We start from the raw sequence: 17021 nt of genomic DNA, 5'->3' as shown, positions 1-17021 counted from the left end.
CGCGCAAGAAAGTTCAAGCCGCCGCCTTCTTCGCCGCCGCCTTCTTAGCCGGCACCTTGGCGGCGCGTGGCTCGAACTCGAAGCTGACCTTGCCTTCCTTCTTGTCGTAGGCCAGGAAGGCCTTGAACTTGCGCTTGGTCTTGTTGGAGACGAAGTTTTCCAGCAGGTCGGTCTTGCCGGTCGCCAGCAGCTTGTGGACCTGCTCGTGCGAAACCGGTTGGGTCAGGATGATCTTGCCGGTCTTGAAGTCGCAGGTCACGTGCGCGCCCACCGAGTGTTCGCAGACGTAGTTGCTGCCGTGTTCGTAGACATGGCCCTGGCATTTCGGGCACGGCCCCAGGCTTTGCTGGCCGGAGAAGTCGACCGGTTCGCCGTCGTCCTTGGTCTTGTCGTCTTCGCCGAAGTCGAACTCGAGCTTCCAGTTCTTGATCTCGTCGTCGAAGACCAGCTTCAGCTCGGCGGTGAAGGGCCAACCGGCCTTGGAGCGAAAGCCTTCGAGCGGGCCGATCTTCTTGTCGACCAGGAAACGCTCGACCTCGGCCAGCTCGAAGCTGCGGCTGCCCGGGATCTTGGTGATGCTGAAGTCGCAGGCTTCGCAGGTGAAGCGGCGGTAGTTTTCTTTGACGACGCCACCGCAGTTGGGGCACGGCGCCTTCAGCGTCGCGTAGTCGCCGGGGATCGTGTCGCGGTCGTATTCCTTGGCCTTCTTGACGATGCGTTCGGCCATCTTCGCGATGTCCTTCATGAACGCATCGCGCGACAGCCGACCGTGCTCGATCTCGGCGAGCTGGTATTCCCAGTTGCCGGTCAGCTCGGGTTTGGTCAGGTCTTCCACGCCCAGGCCACGCAGCAGCGTCATCAGCTGAAAGGCCTTGGCCGTGGGCATCAGCTCGCGGCCCTCGCGCAGCATGTACTTCTCGAGGATCAGGCCTTCGATCACCTGCGCCCGCGTGGCTGGCGTGCCCAGGCCCTTCTCGGCCATCGCCTCGCGCAGCTCGTCGTCGTCGATCAGCTTGCCCGCGCCTTCCATCGCCGAGAGCAGCGTCGCTTCGGTGTAGCGCGCCGGCGGCCGCGTGGCCAATGCGACGATGTTGACGCCCTCGTTGCTGACCGTCTCGTTCGGCTGCACCGGCACCAGGTTGGCGTCTTCGTCCTGCGCCTCCTTGCCGTAGACCGCCAGCCAGCCTGGGTTGACCAGCACCTTGCCGTTGGTCTGGAAGCTGTGCTCGCCGACCTTGGTGATGCGGGTCGTGACCATGTACTCGGCCGACGGGAAGAACACCGCCAGGAAGCGCTTGACGACGAGGTCGTACAGCTTGGCCTCGGCCTCGCTGAGCGACTTGGGCGGCTGCAGCGTCGGGATGATGGCGAAGTGGTCCGAGACCTTGGTGTTGTCGAAGACCCGCTTGGTCGGCTTCACGTAGCCTTCCTTGATCCCCTTACGCGCATGCTCGGCCAGCGCCTGCAGCGGGCCGGGCAGGTCCTCTTCGGCGATCATCTTGAAGGTGTCCTTGACGACCGCCAGGTAGTCCTCGGGCAGGTGGCGCGAGTCCGTCCGCGGGTAGGTCAGCACCTTGTGCTTCTCATACAGCGCCTGGGCCAGGCTCAGCGTGGTCTTGGCCGAGTAGCCGAAGCGGCCGTTGGCCTCGCGCTGCAAGGTGGTCAGGTCGTACAGGCCCGGGCTGGCCTGGGTGCTGGGCTTGGCCTCTTCGGTCACCGTGCCGGGCTGGCCGCGCACCGCGTCGGCGATGGCCTTCGCCTCGGCTTCGGTCCAGAGGCGGTCCGCGCGCCGATCGGCGTCGTCGTTCTTCTTGAACTTCGGGTCGAACCACTTGGCGTCGTAGTCGCCCGCCGCGGCGCCGAAGCCGGCCTTGATTTCCCAGTAGTCGCGCGGGATGTGCTTGCGGATCTTTTCTTCGCGCTCGACGACGATCGACAAGGTCGGCGTCTGCACGCGGCCCACCGTGGTGAGGAAGAAGCCGCCGTCGCGCGAGTTGAACGCGGTCATCGCCCGCGTGCCGTTGATGCCCACCAGCCAGTCGGCCTCGGACCGGCTGCGCGCCGCGTCGGCCAGGCCCAGCATCTGCTCGTCGCTGCGCAGCGCGGCAAAGCCGTCGCGGATGGCCTGTGGCGTCATGCTCTGCAGCCACAGCCGGCGCACCGGCTTGTCGATCACCTGCTTGGCACCGCCGGCGTACTGCACGATCAGCCGGAAGATCAGCTCCCCTTCGCGCCCCGCGTCACAGGCGTTGATCAGATCGGTCACGTCCTTGCGCTTGACCAGCTTGACCACCGCCGACAGCCGGCTCTTGGCCTTGTCGATCGGCGCCAGGTCGAAGTGCGGCGGCACCACCGGCAGGTGGGCAAAGCTCCACTTGCCGCGCTTGACGTCGAACTCCTCGGGCGCCTTGATCTCCACCAGGTGGCCGACGGCCGAGGTGACGATGTAGCGCTCATTCTCGAAGTGGTCGGCCGCCTTCTCGAACTTGCCGGCCACCGGCGTCAGCGCCCGGACGATGTCCTGGGCGACGCTGGGTTTCTCCGCGATGATCAGTGATTTGCTCATTTACTTTGCCGGTCTGGCACGAGACCGCTTGGCCCGTGCCTACAATTTGCCTTCTCGCGCACGCACGCACGTACATGCCTGTACACACGTGTGCGCACGCGCCCACAGATTCAATGTACCCAATGAAGCCGGTCAAGCAAGCCCGCCCTGCCAACACCCCACGCGCCACCGCCCGCAAGCCGGCCGACGGCCGCCGCATCCAGGTGCGCCGCAGCGGCGTGCACGGCAAGGGCGTGTTCGCGCTGCAACCGATCGAGCCGGGCGAAACGCTGATCGAATACGTCGGCGAGGTCATCAGCTGGGAAGAGGCGCTGGACCGCCACCCGCATGACCCGAGCCAACCCGACCACACCTTCTACTTCCAGCTCGACGACGGCAAGCAGGTGATCGACGCGCTGTACGGCGGCAATGCGGCCCGCTGGATCAACCACGCCTGCGAGCCTAACTGCGAAGCCGACGAGACCGAAGGCCGCGTCTACATCAAGGCCTTGCGCCCGATCGAGCCGGGCGAAGAGCTGTTCTACGACTACCGCCTGTCGATCGACGAGCGCCTGACCCCGGCGCTGAAAAAGCGCTTCGAGTGCCGTTGCGGTGCCGACAACTGCCGCGGCACCCTGCTGCTGCCCAAACGCGCCGCCTCGGGCTCGGCCCGCCGCAGCAAAGCCCGCTGAATGGACAGCAGCAGCACCCCGCACTCTGCCGACCACGGTGGCCATCACCATGGCACCTGGGGCATCCAGTCGCTGTGGGAGCAGCTGAACCCGCTGCTGCCCGGCGTCTCGATCGAGGTGGTGGACCGGTTGCCGTCGACCAACGGCGCGCTGGTCGACCGGCTGCGCGAGGCCTCGCGCGGTGCGCGCGACTCACACGGCCGCGGCCTGCGCGCCGACGACCTGCGCCCTACGCTGCTGGTCGCGATCGACCAGACCCAGGGCCGGGGCCGGCTGGGCCGCGCCTGGCAGTCCAGCGCCGGCGCGTCGCTGACCTTCTCGCTCAGCCTCGCGCTCGAGCGGGCCGATTGGTCCGGCCTGTCGCTGGCGGTGGGCGTGGCGCTGGCCGACGCGCTCGACCCGGGCGGGCGGCACATCGGCCTGAAGTGGCCCAACGACCTGTGGCTGCGGCAAGACAACCAGGCGCCCTCGGCCACCGACGCGGGGCCCAGCGGCGGCCCGGCCTGGCCAGCCGCCGGCCGCAAGCTTGGCGGCATCCTGATCGAGGCCATCGGCCTGGGCGACCACCGCATGGCCGTGATCGGCATCGGGCTCAACGTGCAGCCGGTGCACCTGGCCGAAGTGGCCGCGAGCCTGAGCGAGATCCACCCGCAGCTGACCCCGGCGCAGGCACTGGCCAGCTTGATGCCGTCGCTGGCACGCGCGCTGCTGCGCTTCGAGCGCGAGGGCTTTGCCGGCTTCCAGGCCGAATACGCCGCGCGCGACCTGCTGCTCAACGGGCCGGTGGTCACCACCGACACGGCCTGCCCGCGGGGCGACGCGGTCGGTGTCGATGCCGATGGCGCGCTGCGCGTGCGCGACGCCGATGGCCAGGTTCACCGCATCCTCAGCGGTGAAGTCAGTGTGCGCCCGGCCCCTGCGGCCGAGCCGCGCGCCTGAGCAGGCCGCCCCGCACCGATGCTGCGCCTGCTGGTCGCCGCACTGTTGGTGGCCAACCTGGTGTTCTGGGGTTGGCATTTCCCGCCCGTCGCCCAGATGCTGGGCCTGGCCGGCGTCGAGCCGGGCCGAGAGCCGCAGCGGCTGCAGCAGCAGATCCACCCCGAGCTGATCCAGCTGCTGTCGCCCACCGGCGCGGCGCTGGCCCCTGCCGCACCACCGGCCGCCGGCCCGGCCACCACCGCCTCGGCCAGCGACACGCCAGCGGCCAGCACCGCAGCCGCCGCCACCTCGCCGCCCCTCTGCCTGGAAGCCGGGCCCTTGAACGACAGCGCGGCCAGCACCGCCTTGCGTGAGCTCGCCCAGGCGGGCGTGCCGGCCGGCAGCTGGGTCGACAGCCGGCGCGAGCTGCCCGGCCGCTGGATCATCTACATGGGCCGCTACCCCGAGCGCGAGGTGATGCAGCGCAAGATTGAGGAAGTGCAGCGCCTGAACCTCAACTTCACCGAGCTGAAAGGCCCACCCGACCTGGCCCCCGGCCTCGGGCTGGGCGAATTCGGCACCCAGGCCGACGCCCAGGCCCGGCTCGACAAGCTGCGCGGCGTGCGCACCGCCCGCGTGGTCCAGCTGCCATCACCGGGCGGCGAGCACCGCATCCGCGTCGACCGCATCCAAGGCGCCGCCGCCGACAAGCTGGCCGCGCTGAACAGCAAGGACGGTGCGACGCGCTGGCAGACCTGCGCGCCGTGACGGCGCGTGAAGCCGGCGGCGCGCGCCGCCGTCAGCACATCAACGGGCCTGTCGCCGCAGCGCCGCCGCGGCCAGCAGCAAGCCCAACCCCCACCCCAGCGACAACGCACCGCCGCCCCCACCACCGCCCGACGACGCCGCGCTGATGGTCAGCGTGCGGCTGGTGCTGGCTTGCAGGCCTGCGCTGTCGGTGATGGTCAGGCGCACGGTGACCGAGCCGGCGGCGGTGGTGGCCAGGGTGGCGGTGGCAGCGTTGGTGGCGCCGCTGAACGAGGCCAGGGTGCCGCCGGAGGTGATCTCCCACTGGTAGGCGGTGATGGTGCGACCGCTGTCGACGACCGAGCCACCGGCGCTGAGCGTGATGTTGTCGCCCACCTCCGGGGCAACCGGGGTGGCGTTGATGGCCGCCGCGATCGCCGAGTCGGCAACTTCGAGCGGCTGGCGGATCGAGGTGCTGGCGCCGAGGTTGTCGGTCAGCGTCAGCTGCACTTCGACGTGGCCGGCGCCGCTGGTCTTGACCGTCGCGGTGCTGGCGTTGGTGGCGCTGCTGAAGCTGGCCAGGTCGCTGCCGGCCGTGATCGACCACTGGTAGCTGGCGATGCTGCGCCCTGTCAGCACGCTGGAGCCGCTGCTGTTGAGCGTGACGCTGGCGCCGGCCACCGGGTCGAGCTTGGACGTGGTCACGGCCGGGAACGGGCCGGTCTTCGCGCGCGACACCGCACCGTTCGCGTCGGCCATGCCGGCGCCGCAGGTGCTGGTGGTGCAGTAGCACTCGCTGTCTTGCGGCGTGTCGGTCGGCGCCACGCAGGCGATCGAGCCGCTGTCGCCGCCGCTCGTCGGGTAGGCGCGGGCGCTGGTCTTCAGTGCGCTGGTCACCTGCGCGGGCGTCAACGCCGGGTTGGCCTGCAACATCAGCGCCACGGTGCCGGCCACGATCGGCGACGAGAAGCTGGTGCCCAGCGTCAGGTGGTTGTCACCGTCGCTGTAGCTGGCCGCCACCGGGCCCTTGGTGCCGGTGTTGACGGCCGACAGCAGCGGGTACAGGCAGGTGCCGGTCTCGTTGACGCAGTTGCCGCCAGGTGCCCCGACGGTGATCTCCGGCCCCAGGTTCGAGAAGCCGACCTTGCTGCCGATGTGGCGCAGGCCGGCCACCGCGACCATGCCCGGGCAGTTGGCCGGCGTGCCGACGGCCAGGCCGTCGTTGCCGGCCGCGGCCACCACCACGACACGCGCGGCGGTCAGGTCGCTCATCGCGGCCAGGTAGGCGTCGTTGCAGACGTCCTGCGAACCCAGGCTCAGGTTCAGCACCTGCGCCGGGTGGGTGTTGACGGGCAGCGTGTTGTCGGTGCTCAGGCCCGCGGCCCAGTACATGCCCGCGACGATGTCGGAGTCGTAGCCGCCGCACTTGCCCAACACGCGCACCGGCAGCACCTGCGCATCACGCGCGATGCCGGCCATGCCGGCGCCGTTGTTGGTCTCGGCGCCGATGATGCCGGCGACCTGGGTGCCGTGCCAGCTCGAATCGGATTCGCCACAGTCCTTGAACTCGCCGCTGGTGTTTTCGGCCGCGGTGATCCAGTCGCCCGGGTCGTGCGGGTCGGCGTCTTCGAGGTCGCCGTCGTTGGCGGTCGCCACGCTGGCGCTGCTGTAGCCAACGAAGTCATAACCCGCGACGACCTTGCTGTTCAGGTCGGGGTGGTCGGTGATGCCGGTGTCCAGCACTGCAACGACGATGCCGGAACCGGTGGCCTGGGCCCAGGCCGGCTCGACGTTGATCGACGACTTCACGCTGCCGCTGTTGGCGCGCAGGTACCACTGACCGGACGCCGGCGTGGTGCCGGTCAGGCCGTCCGGGTACAGCGGGTCGTTCGGCGCCGCCAGCTTGTGGCGTCGGCCATCGACCGTGGCCCATTCGACATCGGGGTCGGCGGCCAGCTTGGCGGCCAGCACCTGCGAGCTCACACCGCTGCCCAGCACCAGCTGCATGCGATCGGCCAGCATGCGGCCGTCGGTCAGGCTCAACCCGTGGCGCGCCGCCAGCGCCTGTGCGTAGCGCAAGGCCAGGCCGCTGCCGGCCTGCGCGGCATGGGTGCGCAGCAGGCTGGCGCCCGGCTTGTAGCGCACGATCACGCGGGCCTGCTCGCCGGCCGCGGCGCGGGCCACCGGCGCCGGGCTGAGCGGGTTGCGCTCACTGGCCGCCAGGCCCACGGCCAAGCCGACGGCGGACAGGGCCAGCAGCGCAGCGGGAAAGTGCTTCAGCCAGGTGCGGGGGCTTTGTTGCGGCATGGAATCTCGCAAAGTCGTTGATGTGGGAGCGCCGGGCGCGAACCAGCCAGTCTACGCAGCCGGTGATTGCTGCATCGTTGCTCCGGTGGCCGGCTAAAGCCTGCGGTGCGCCAGCGCGGGCAGTTGTTCACGCACCGCGTTGCGGCGTTCGATCGCCGCGTCGGCGATGGCCAGGCCTTCGCCTTCGGCCTGCACCGCCAGCACCTCGCCCCAGGGGTCGATCACCATGCTGTGGCCCCAGGTGCGGCGGCCGTTCTCGTGCAGGCCGCCCTGCGCGCTGGCCAGCACATGGCACTGGTTTTCGACCGCGCGGGCGCGCAGCAGAAGCTCCCAGTGCGCCTGGCCGGTGGTGTAGGTGAAGGCGGCGGGCACCACCAGCAGGTCGCAGGCCGGCTGCATCAGCGCGCGGTACAGCTCGGGAAAGCGCAGGTCGTAGCAGACCGACAGCCCGACACGAAAACCGTCGGCGTCGAACGCGACCGGCTCACTGCCGGCTTCGAGCACGCGGCCTTCGTCGTAGCGCTCGCGCCCGTTGTCGAAGGCGAACAGGTGGATCTTGTCGTAGCGGGCCACGCGCGCACCGCTGGGCCCGTAGACGCAGCAGGCGTTGCGCACGCGGTCGGGTGTGGCCGCGCGGATCGGCAAGGTGCCGCCGACGAGCCAGATGCCGTGGCGGCGCGCGGTGTCGGCCAGGAAGGCCTGGATCGGGCCGTCGCCGTCAGCCTCGGCGATGGCCAGCTTGTCGTCGTCGCGCTGGCCCATCAGGCAGAAATACTCGGGCAGCGCGACCAGGCGGGCACCGGCGTCGGCAGCCAGGGCGACCAGGCGGCGGGCATCGGCGATGTTGCGGTCCACGTCGGGCGTGGCGACCATTTGAACGGCGGCGATCTTCATGGCGCCGATTCTGCGCCGGCCGAACGCTGCAGGGGAATCGGCGGCGGCTCGCCGTCGCGCGCCGCCCACGCGCGGGCGCCTGCTCAGCGCGTGGGGTAGGGCGCCGAGGCCGCGGCGTCGAGGTCGGCGCCGGGGTAGTCGCTCGGGCGCGTGCCGCCCAGGCGCTCGTCGGGCTTGTCGCCGGCCCGCTCGACCGGGTTGACCTGCGGCTCGGCCCAGGTGCCGCCGACGTGGAATTCGCGCGTGCCAGCCTGCATCAGCGGCTTGCGCAGGAACAGCTGGGCCAGGAAGGTGCCCAGCCCGATGGCCGGGTTGATCGCCGCATAGGCCAGCGACGCGGTGCCGGCGTTGATCTCGGGCACCACCACCATGTGCAGGTCTTGCGTCTCGTGCTTCAGGTCGGCCTGGCCCTCGATCAGCACGGCCGCCTGCACACCGCGGATGCGCAGGTTGTTGCTGCGCGCCACGCCTTGGTCGAGCGTGATGTCGCCGGCCAGGTTGTCGAACGCGAACCCTTGCTGGAAGACGTCGCGGAAATCGAGAGTCAGCCGGCGTGGCAGCGCCTGCAGGCTCAGCACGCCCAGCAGGCGCGCGGCCCCCGGCTCGGCCTTCAGGAACTGGCCGGCGTCGAGGTTGACCTGGGCCGCGCCGCCCATCGATGCCCAGTCGGGCTGCAGCGCCGCACCGGTCCAGTTGAACTCGCCTTGCACCCGGCCGTGGCCGTTGCGCACCTGCTTGCCCATGCCCAGACGGTCGAGCATCGTGCCGGCGTCGGTCATGTCGAGCTTGAGCTCCAGCGTCATGCGCTTGCGCCCGGCGGCCCACAGGCCGCTGCCGGCCAGGCGCGAGTCGGCGCTGGCGACGTTCAGTTTGGCCAGCCGCCAATCACGCGGCGCCGGGCCGTCGGCCGGGCGGCCTTCGAGCTCGAGCTTGCCCAGCTTCTTGCCACGCCACTCGAGCTCGTCGACGACGAGGTCGATCGCCGGCGGCGTGGTCGCGCTGGCCGCGGTCTGCGCGGCTTCGGCGGCCACGTCGGCCGGGCTGGGGGCGTCGCCCTCGGCCGCCGGCACGGTCAAGCGCGCCAAGCGCGCCTGCCAGCGCGGCCACGGGGCGCCGGCGTTGGTCGGGCGGAAGTCGATCTGGCCCTGCGCGGCGTCCCCCTGCAGCGCGCCGTGCCAGGTTTCGCCGTCGCCGTTGCCGCGGTGCTGCAGCGTCAGGCTCAGGTTGCCCAGGCGGCGCCGGGCCAGCGTCAGGTTGCCGGTGCGCAGCGACAGCTCGCTCGGCAGGTAACCGGCCACATCGGGCTCGTGCGCCTCGGCCACGCGGCCCGCGGCGGCCGGGCGCTGCTCGGGCAGGCCGGTGCGCACGCGGGCCCACCAGGCATCGGCATCGAGTTGCGGCACCTGCACCGCCGCGGCCACGCCGTTGGCCGGCACCGGCGGCAGGCCGGCCTCGCCGAGCGCCACCACGCCGCGCTGCACCCGCGCGCCTTCGGCCGTCAGCTGGCGCTCGTAATCGGCCTGCAGCGCGCTGCCGACCTCGATGCGCAGCCGGTCGCGCGGCCCGCTCGCGTCGGCCGGCAGCAGCTGGGTCTGGATGCGCAGCGGCCAGCTCGCCTCGGCCGGCTTGCGCAGTGGCGCCGGCAGGTCGAGCGCGAGGCCGGTCAGCGGGCTGGTGATCTGCAGCTCGGTCTGGCCCTTGGTCACGCCCAGCTGCAGCTTGTAGGGCGCCTGGCCGGTCATCGCGCTGGCCAGGCGCGGCACCAGGCCCAGCTCGTGCGCCTGGCGCAGGCCATCGGCGCTGGCAGTGCCCTGGGCCGAGAAGCGCACCACGCCGTCGCCGGCCAGCCCACCCTCGAAGCTGACATCGCCGCCGAGCGCACGCGCCGTGCCCGGCGCGATGGAGAACCCACGCTGGCTGAACTCGATGCGGGTCTTGGCGTTGCTCAGCAGCGGCACGTCGGGCCGCACCCGCACATCGTTGCCGCCCAGCGTCAGCGCGCCCTTCACCGTCGTGTTGTGCGAGTCGTTCAGCGGGATGTTCAGCGCCAGCTGCAGGTCGGCCTGGCCGGTGCCGGTGGCGTCGCGCAGCGCGTGCGACAGCCAGCCGTCGATCGGCGTCGCGCCGACGAAACGCAGCGCGTCGCCCAACGGCCCGCGGCCGCCGCCCTCGATCACCAGCGTCGGCTCGTGCGTCAGGTTGGCGATCTCGCCGTTGACGTTCTTCAGCTCGATGCCCCACAGCTTGGCCCGTGCATCGCGGATGCGCATCGTCGTGCGGTCGAAGACCAGCTCGCCGTTGAGCTCGGTGAACGCGGGCCAGCGCGAGACGCCCTCGGTCAGCACCGGCGGCACGTAGGCGAAGGTGAGGTTCTCGGCCTGGGTGGTGACGACGAACTCGCCGTCGCGGCTGCCACTGCCGCCCGCGCCCTGGGCGAACGGGAACTCGTGCAGGTCCCCTCGCAGGCGCAGGCGCGCATGGCGCACCGTGCCGCCCTGGATTGCGCCGGCGAGGTAGGCGCGGGTGTGCTGCAGGCCGACCGGCATATAGCGCGGCACGCTCGCCGCCTGGCCACGCTCGATCTGGGCGGTCAGGTCGATCACGCCGGGGAAGCGGCCGCCCTGGCCATGGCCGCTGCCTTCGCCGGTGTGCCAGTGCGCCTGCAGCTCGCCGCGCGCGTCGGCGTTGGCGAACTGGCCGTCGAGCAGGCGCAGGTCGATCAGCGGCGGCGGCGCGCTGGCGCCGGCCGCCGGGCGCTGCGGCTGCACGCGCCAGACCAGGCGGCTGCTGAAGTGGTCGACCGGCAGCAGCGGGTCTTCGAACACGCCGGGCAGCTCGAGCGCGCCGTGGCGCACCTGCAGCTTGGCCTCGCCGCCGGCCTCGTTGGCGTCGATCTCCAGGTCGGCGCCGCGCCAGCCTGGCCGGCCCACATGCGCCGCGCCGGATGCGGCCTCTGCCGCCGGCAGTGCGGCGATCGACAAGCCGCCGACGCGCCCCTTGACGCGGTAGTGCGCCGGCTGCGCCGGGGCACCAACCCAGCTCAGCTGCAGCCCCTGCACCACGCCGGTCGGCGCCATCTCGGCCAGGCCTTGGCGCACCGGGTCGGGCAGTGGCAGGCGGCCAGCGATGGCGGCCATCAGCGCCAGGTCCAGCCGATCGGCGGTGAACTCGCCGCCGGCCACCGGCTGGTCTGACAACGCCGCTTCGCCCAGCTGCTGCTGCTGCGTCAGCGCGAGGCTGAAGCGGCTGGCCGGCCAGCTCGCGCCCTCGGCCGTCGTGAAGGCCAGGCGCTGGCCCGCCAGCTGCACGCCGCCGCCATGGCGCTCGGCCTCGATCCGACCTTGCAGGCGCTGCAGCGCCAGCGGCTGCAGCGTGGGGCCCAGGCGCAGCGCGACGTTGTCGAGCGCCGCGTCGAGCGTCGCGCGGCGCCATTGGCCTTTGGACAGGTCCAGCCACAGCCGGGCCGCGCCCGAGCCGGCCTGCAGGTCGAACGGCAGGCTGACGTAGTCGCGCAGCTGCGCCAGGTCGACCCCCGGCAACTGCGCGTAGGCCGTGCCGGACCAGCGGGCCCAGTCGCCGCTGCGCGCCAGCAGCGGCTGGCTGAAGCGGCCGGTGAGCGTGAAGCGCTCGCCCAGGCCGGTGCCGGGCGTCGCGTCGAGCCGCATCTCGTGGCGGCGCAGGCCGTTGCGCAGCACCAGGTCGGCGTCGCGCAGCTCGAGCGGCGGCGCGCCGCGCTGCTGGTCGACCCAGCGCAGCGTGCCATGGCGCAGCACGAACTCGGGCTGGCTCAGCAGCCAGTCGAGGCCACCGCCGTCGCTGCCGCTGTCCAGCCGGGCCGAGCTGCCCATGTCCAGCCCGGCCACGTGCAGCCGGCCCTGCGGGTCGCGCCGCACTTCGAGCTCGGGGTTCTCGATGTAGAGCTGGGCCAGCACCAACCGGAACGCGAGCAGGGTCTTGGGCGACAGCGCGGCGCTGACCCGCGGCAGCCGCAGGGCCTGGTGGCCGTCGCGGTCGGACAAGACCACGTCGCGCAGCTCCAGCGCCGGCACCCAGCCGGAGGATTTCACGCTGATCTGGCCTATCTGCACCGGCAGCCCGATCGCCTGGCTCGCCCGCTGCTCGATCTGCGGACGCCATTCGTCGATGTACGGCAAAATCCCCCAGTGCAGTGTCAGCCACGCGATCAGTACGATGCTCCACAACGTGAGCATCAGAACCATGGCCCCTCGCAGGGCAAAGCGTGACAAGCCCAGCAGCCAGCCGATCCGCGAACGAGAGGGCGGGTGCCAGGCCGGGCTGGGATTGTTGGGCAACAAGCTGCTGACGAGGCGGCGAAGCAAAGGCACGCGCTCGGTGGAACGAGAGGGCATCAAAGGCATGAACAAAACCGGGCGGCAGGCCCCGGCGCCAGCCTTTTGGACGGGCGCGGTCGTGAGGGGCCGACGGCCCATTGCCGCGCCAGCGGGTCAATCTAGCACAGAGCCCTCGTGGACCTGATCGGTTCCTTGCCGCCGGCCGCCCTGGGCCCCGACGCGACGACGCCGTCGCCCGAGGTGCTGCCGCCCACCACCCCGCCCACCCCACCAGCGGCCGACCACAGCCGCTTCGTCCAGCGTGTGCGCCGGCGCTATGCGGCCGAGCTGCCGCTGCTGCCACCGGGCGTGCCCGATGGGCCGACGATCCTGGCGCTGATCGCCACGCTCGAACAGGGTGGCCGGCCGCTGCCGGCGGCCCTGCGTGTGGCGCGCCAACTGGTGATCGAGCGCCTGGCGGTGCTCGACATCGAACAGGCCGCGCCGCTGGCCGACGTGACCGCCGCGATGACCGCGCTGGCCGAGTCGACGCTCGAACGCGCACTGGCCCAGGCGCAGGCCGAGGCCGACGCCCGCCACGGCCCGCCGCTGGACGCCGCCGGGCAGCGCGTCGATTTCTGGATCGTCGGCATGGGCAAGCTCGGCGCGCGCGAGCTGAACGTCTCGTCCGACATCGACCTGATCTACGTCTACGAGGAAGACGGCCAGACCACCGGCGGCCCGGCCGGCGTGATCTCGGCCCATGAATACTTCTCGCAGGTCGCGCGCCAGCTGTACACGCTGATCGGCGACGTGACCGACGACGGCTTCGTCTTCCGCGTCGACCTGGCGCTGCGGCCCAACGGCAACTCGGGCCCGCCGGTGGTCAGCCTGGCGATGCTGGAAGAGTATTTCCTCGTTCAGGGCCGCGAGTGGGAGCGGTTCGCCTGGCTGAAGAGCCGCGTGGTCGCGCCACGGGCGGCCATCAGCAGCGGCCGCGCGGTCGCGCTGCGCTCGCTGGTCACGCCGTTCGTCTACCGCAAGTACCTCGACTACGGCGTCTTCGAGGGCCTGCGCCAGCTGCACCGCAAGATCCGCGACGAGGCCCAGCGCCGCGCCGCCGGCCGGCCCGAGCGGGCCAACGACGTGAAACTCTCGCGCGGCGGCATCCGCGAGATCGAGTTCATCGTGCAGCTGCTGCTGGTGGCCCGCGGTGGCCAGTTCCCCGAGATCCGCACCCGCTCGACCCTGAAGGCGCTCGACAAGCTCGCCGCCGGCGGGCTGATGAAGGCCGACAACGCGCGCAAGCTGGCCGACGCCTATGTCTTCTTGCGCCAGGTCGAGCACCGCATCCAGTACCTCGACGACCAGCAGACCCATTTGCTGCCCACGGTCGACGGCGACCTGGCGTGGATCGCAGGCAGCCTGGCATCGCTGACCGAGAACGACACCGCACCGCGCTACGACGGCAGCTGCCTGCCGCTGCCCGAGGCGTGCCGCCAGCCCGGCGGCGGCTTGTCGCCCTCGTGCGCGCTGCTCGACCGCCTGTGCGGCGTGCGCGAGCTGGTCGCGACCGAGTTCGACGCCTTGCTGCACGACGGCCAGGCGCCCGCCGCCGGCCGGCCGGGCAACGGCGGCTGCAAACAATGCGGCGACGGCCCGCTGGCGCTCGACAACGAAGCGCTGCTCGACCGCCTGCCGCCGGCGCTGGCCGAGCGGGTGCGCAGCTTCGCCACCCACCCGCGGGTGCAGGCGCTGCGCGACGAGAGCAAGCTGCGCCTGGGCAAGCTGATGCTGCGCGCCGCCGCCGGCGTGGCGAAAGAAGAGTGCACGCTCGACGCCGCGCTGCGGCTGGTCGACTGGGTCGAGCCGTTGCTGCGGCGCGAGAGTTACCTCGCGCTGCTGGTCGAGCGGCCCGAGGTGCAGCGCCGGCTGCTGCGCCTGCTGGGCCTGGCCCGCTGGCCGATGCGCTACCTGATCCGCCACCCGGGCGTGATCGACGAGCTGGCCGACGAGCGCCAGCTGCGCGAGCGCTTCGACCGCGCCGGCTTCGTGGCCGACCTCGAAGAGCGCCACGCCGCGTGGGTGCGCTCGGGTGAGGCCGACGAAGGCTCGCTGCTGGACACCCTGCGCCGCGCGCACCATGCCGAGGTCTTCCGCACGCTGGTGCGTGATGTCGAGCGCCGGATCACGGTCGAAGAGGTGGCCGACGACCTGTCGGCGCTGGCCGACGCGGTGGTCGACTGCTGCCTGCGCTGGGCCTGGCGCCACCTGAAGCAGCGCCACCGCGAGGTGCCGCACTTCGCCGTCATCGCCTACGGCAAGCTGGGCGGGCTGGAGCTCGGCTACGGCAGCGACCTCGACCTCGTCTTTCTCTACGACGATGCCGACGAGGCCGACCCCGACCGGGCGCAAGAGGTCTACGGCGCTTTCGTGCGCAAGCTGATCAACTGGATGACGCTGCGCACGGCCGCCGGCGAGCTGTTCGACATCGACACCGCCCTGCGGCCCAACGGCAACTCGGGCCTGCTGGTGACCTCGATCGACTCGTTCGAGCGCTACCAGCGCGGCCGCGGCAGCAACACCGCATGGACCTGGGAACACCAGGCCTTGTCGCGGGCCCGCTTCTGCGCCGGCTCGCCCGACCTGGGCGCGCGCTTCGAGGCGACGCGGCGCGAGGTGCTGTCGATGCCGCGCGAGGCCGAGGCGCTGCGGGCCGAAGTGGCGGCAATGCGCGACAAGGTGCGCGCCGCGCGGCCGGTGCCCAGCGGCCGCTTCGACGTCAAGCACAGCGACGGCGGCATGATGGACGCCGAGTTCGCCGTGCAGTACCTGGTGCTGGCCGAAGGTGCCCGCCACCCGGCGCTGCTGGACAACAAGGGCAACATCGCGCTGCTGCAACGGGCCGAAGACGCCGGGCTGCTGCCCACCGGCGTGGGGGCGGCCGCCGCCGATGCCTACCGCGAGCTGCGCCGGGCCCAGCACCGGGCGCGGCTGGACGAGCAGCCGACCCAGTTCGACCCGGCGCTGCTGGCCACCGAACGCGCGGCGATCCACGCGTTGTGGCGCGCGGTGTTCGGGGGCTAGCGCTTGCCTCAACCACCGGCCCGGCGCCGCCCGATGTCGGCCTGGGCCTGGCCGCTGGCCACCGCCGTGGCGGCGCTGGGCGCGGTGTTGGCCTTTCCGCTGCCCAGCGAGCTGCTCGATTGGCAGCCCTCTCTGGCGGGGTCGCAACCGTGGCGTGCGGTCAGCGCAGCCTGGGTGCACTGGAGCCTGCACCACCTGCTGATGAACCTGGCCGGCTGCGCCGCGCTGGCGTGGCTGGGCTGGCGCGCCCAGCTGGGCACGCGGGCGGTGGCCGCCTGGGCATTGGCCTGGCCGCTGACGCAGGCCGGGCTGCTGGCCCAGCCGGCGCTGCGCCACTACGGCGGCCTGTCGGGCGTGCTGCACGCCGCCGCGGCGATCGCCGGCTGCCACCTGCTGGCGCGGCGCGGCGACCGCCGCGGCCAGGCGGTGGGCGCGCTGCTGCTGCTCGGCCTGCTGGCCAAGATCCTGTCGGAGGCGCCCTGGGGCCCGGCCACCCGCACGGTCGATGGCTGGGATTTCGCGCTCGCGCCCGCCGCCCACGCCAGCGGCGCGCTGGCCGGGCTGCTGGCCTGGGGCCTGATCGGCCGCACGCCGCGCAGTGCCGGGCCGACCGATGACTGACGGCCGCCGCGCCCACCTCGACGGCTGGGCCGTCGCCAGCCTGCTGCTGTGCGCCGCGCTGTGGGGCGTGAACCAGAGCGCGTCGAAGGTCGCGGTGGCCGAGATCCCGCCGCTGCTGCAGGCGGCCCTGCGCTCGACCGGCGCGGCGCTGCTGCTGGGGCTGTTCACGCTGGTGCGCCGGATCGACCTGCGCCCGCGCGGCAACGCCACCGCCACGGTGCGTGGTGGCCTGCTGGCCGGCGCGTTGTTCGCGCTCGAGTTCGGCTGCATCTTCGTCGGCCTGCAGTACACCAGCGCGTCGCGGATGGCGGTGTTCATCTACCTCGCGCCGTTCTTCGTCGCGCTGGGCATGCCGTTCATCGCGCCGGGCGAAACACTGCGTGGCCGGCAGCTGGCCGGGCTGCTGCTGGCCTTTGCCGGTGTCGCCGCGGCGTTCGGCGACAGCTTCTCGGGCCATGCACCCGCCAACCCGCACCAGTGGTGGGGTGACACGCTGGGTGTGATGGCCGCGGCGCTGTGGGCCGGCACGACGCTGACGATCCGCGCGACGCCCTTGTCCAGCGCGCCGGCCGAGCAGACGCTGATGTACCAGCTGGTGGTGTCGGCCCTGCTGCTGGGCGGCGCCACGCTGGCCACCGGCGAGGGCTGGCCACACCACGCCAGCGTGCTGGCCTGGGGCTCGCTGGTGTTCCAGACCGTGGTCGTCACCTTCGCCAGCTACCTGCTGTGGTTCTGGCTGGTGCGCCACTACCCGGCCACGCAGATCTCGTCGTTCACGCTGTTGACGCCGATTTTCGGCCTGGCCGCCGGGGTGGGCCTGCTCGGCGAGCCGCTGACACCGCGCCTGGTGCTGGCGCTGGTGGCGGTGGTGGGCGGCATTGCGCTGGTCAGCCGGCGGCGGCGCCCGGGCTGAGCGCT

General features: G+C 71.9%; 10 protein-coding genes. 6 read left to right on the top strand and 4 right to left on the bottom strand.

The features are described 5' to 3' along the window. Nucleotides 1-13: 13 nt before the first annotated feature. The gene (locus ACE3SG_RS23840) at nt 14-2566 is read right to left on the bottom strand and encodes a DNA topoisomerase III (protein ID WP_374568724.1); all 2553 of its coding nucleotides are present in this window, start codon (nt 2564-2566) and stop codon (nt 14-16) included. 122 nt (nt 2567-2688) lie between these two features. Between ACE3SG_RS23840 and ACE3SG_RS23835 the strand changes: the two genes are divergently transcribed. From ACE3SG_RS23835 to ACE3SG_RS23825, 3 genes are read left to right on the top strand one after another with little or no spacing between them, the layout of a single operon-like run. Beyond that, a complete protein-coding gene (locus ACE3SG_RS23835) occupies nt 2689-3237 on the top strand; it encodes an SET domain-containing protein (protein ID WP_374568723.1) in 549 nt (182 codons plus the stop codon). Continuing rightward, complete coding sequence (locus ACE3SG_RS23830) at nt 3238-4176, top strand: biotin--[acetyl-CoA-carboxylase] ligase (protein ID WP_374568722.1); 939 nt, start codon at nt 3238-3240, stop codon at nt 4174-4176. Between the two features lie 18 nt (nt 4177-4194). Then, complete coding sequence (locus ACE3SG_RS23825; protein ID WP_374568721.1) at nt 4195-4923, top strand: SPOR domain-containing protein; 729 nt, start codon at nt 4195-4197, stop codon at nt 4921-4923. A gap of 39 nt (nt 4924-4962) precedes the next feature. Here ACE3SG_RS23825 and ACE3SG_RS23820 read toward each other — a convergent pair whose 3' ends face one another. The 3 genes from ACE3SG_RS23820 to ACE3SG_RS23810 form a co-directional block, all read right to left on the bottom strand. Continuing rightward, on the bottom strand, nt 4963-7209 hold the full coding sequence (locus ACE3SG_RS23820; protein WP_374568720.1) for a S8 family serine peptidase: 2247 nt from the start codon (nt 7207-7209) through the stop codon (nt 4963-4965). A gap of 93 nt (nt 7210-7302) precedes the next feature. Further along, on the bottom strand, nt 7303-8103 hold the full coding sequence (locus tag ACE3SG_RS23815) for a carbon-nitrogen hydrolase family protein (RefSeq protein ID WP_374568719.1): 801 nt from the start codon (nt 8101-8103) through the stop codon (nt 7303-7305). Nucleotides 8104-8186: 83 nt separating this feature from the next. Beyond that, nucleotides 8187-12323, bottom strand: a complete 4137-nt coding sequence (locus ACE3SG_RS23810) for a YhdP family protein (protein WP_374568718.1) — start codon at nt 12321-12323, stop codon at nt 8187-8189. Between the two features lie 333 nt (nt 12324-12656). Here ACE3SG_RS23810 and glnE point away from each other — a divergent pair, with 333 nt between their 5' ends. Genes glnE through ACE3SG_RS23795 form a run of 3 tightly spaced genes read left to right on the top strand, consistent with a single transcriptional unit; the run spans nt 12657 to nt 17016 of the window. Further along, complete coding sequence (gene glnE / locus ACE3SG_RS23805) at nt 12657-15482, top strand: bifunctional [glutamate--ammonia ligase]-adenylyl-L-tyrosine phosphorylase/[glutamate--ammonia-ligase] adenylyltransferase (protein ID WP_374568764.1); 2826 nt, start codon at nt 12657-12659, stop codon at nt 15480-15482. A gap of 33 nt (nt 15483-15515) precedes the next feature. Then, the gene (gene rrtA / locus ACE3SG_RS23800; RefSeq protein WP_374568717.1) at nt 15516-16103 is read left to right on the top strand and encodes a rhombosortase; all 588 of its coding nucleotides are present in this window, start codon (nt 15516-15518) and stop codon (nt 16101-16103) included. Further along, a complete protein-coding gene (locus ACE3SG_RS23795; RefSeq protein WP_374568716.1) occupies nt 16096-17016 on the top strand; it encodes a DMT family transporter in 921 nt (306 codons plus the stop codon). The genes rrtA and ACE3SG_RS23795 overlap by 8 nt, the downstream gene beginning before the upstream one ends. The last annotated feature ends 5 nt before the right edge of the window (nt 17017-17021 follow it).

Origin of the sequence: Ideonella sp., from assembly GCF_041914305.1 — a bacterium.
In the GTDB taxonomy this organism is placed as follows: Bacteria; Pseudomonadota; Gammaproteobacteria; order Burkholderiales; family Burkholderiaceae_C; genus Ideonella.
The sequence above is the reverse complement of the archived record's forward strand: the minus strand, read 5'-3'. Positions and strand labels throughout refer to the sequence as shown.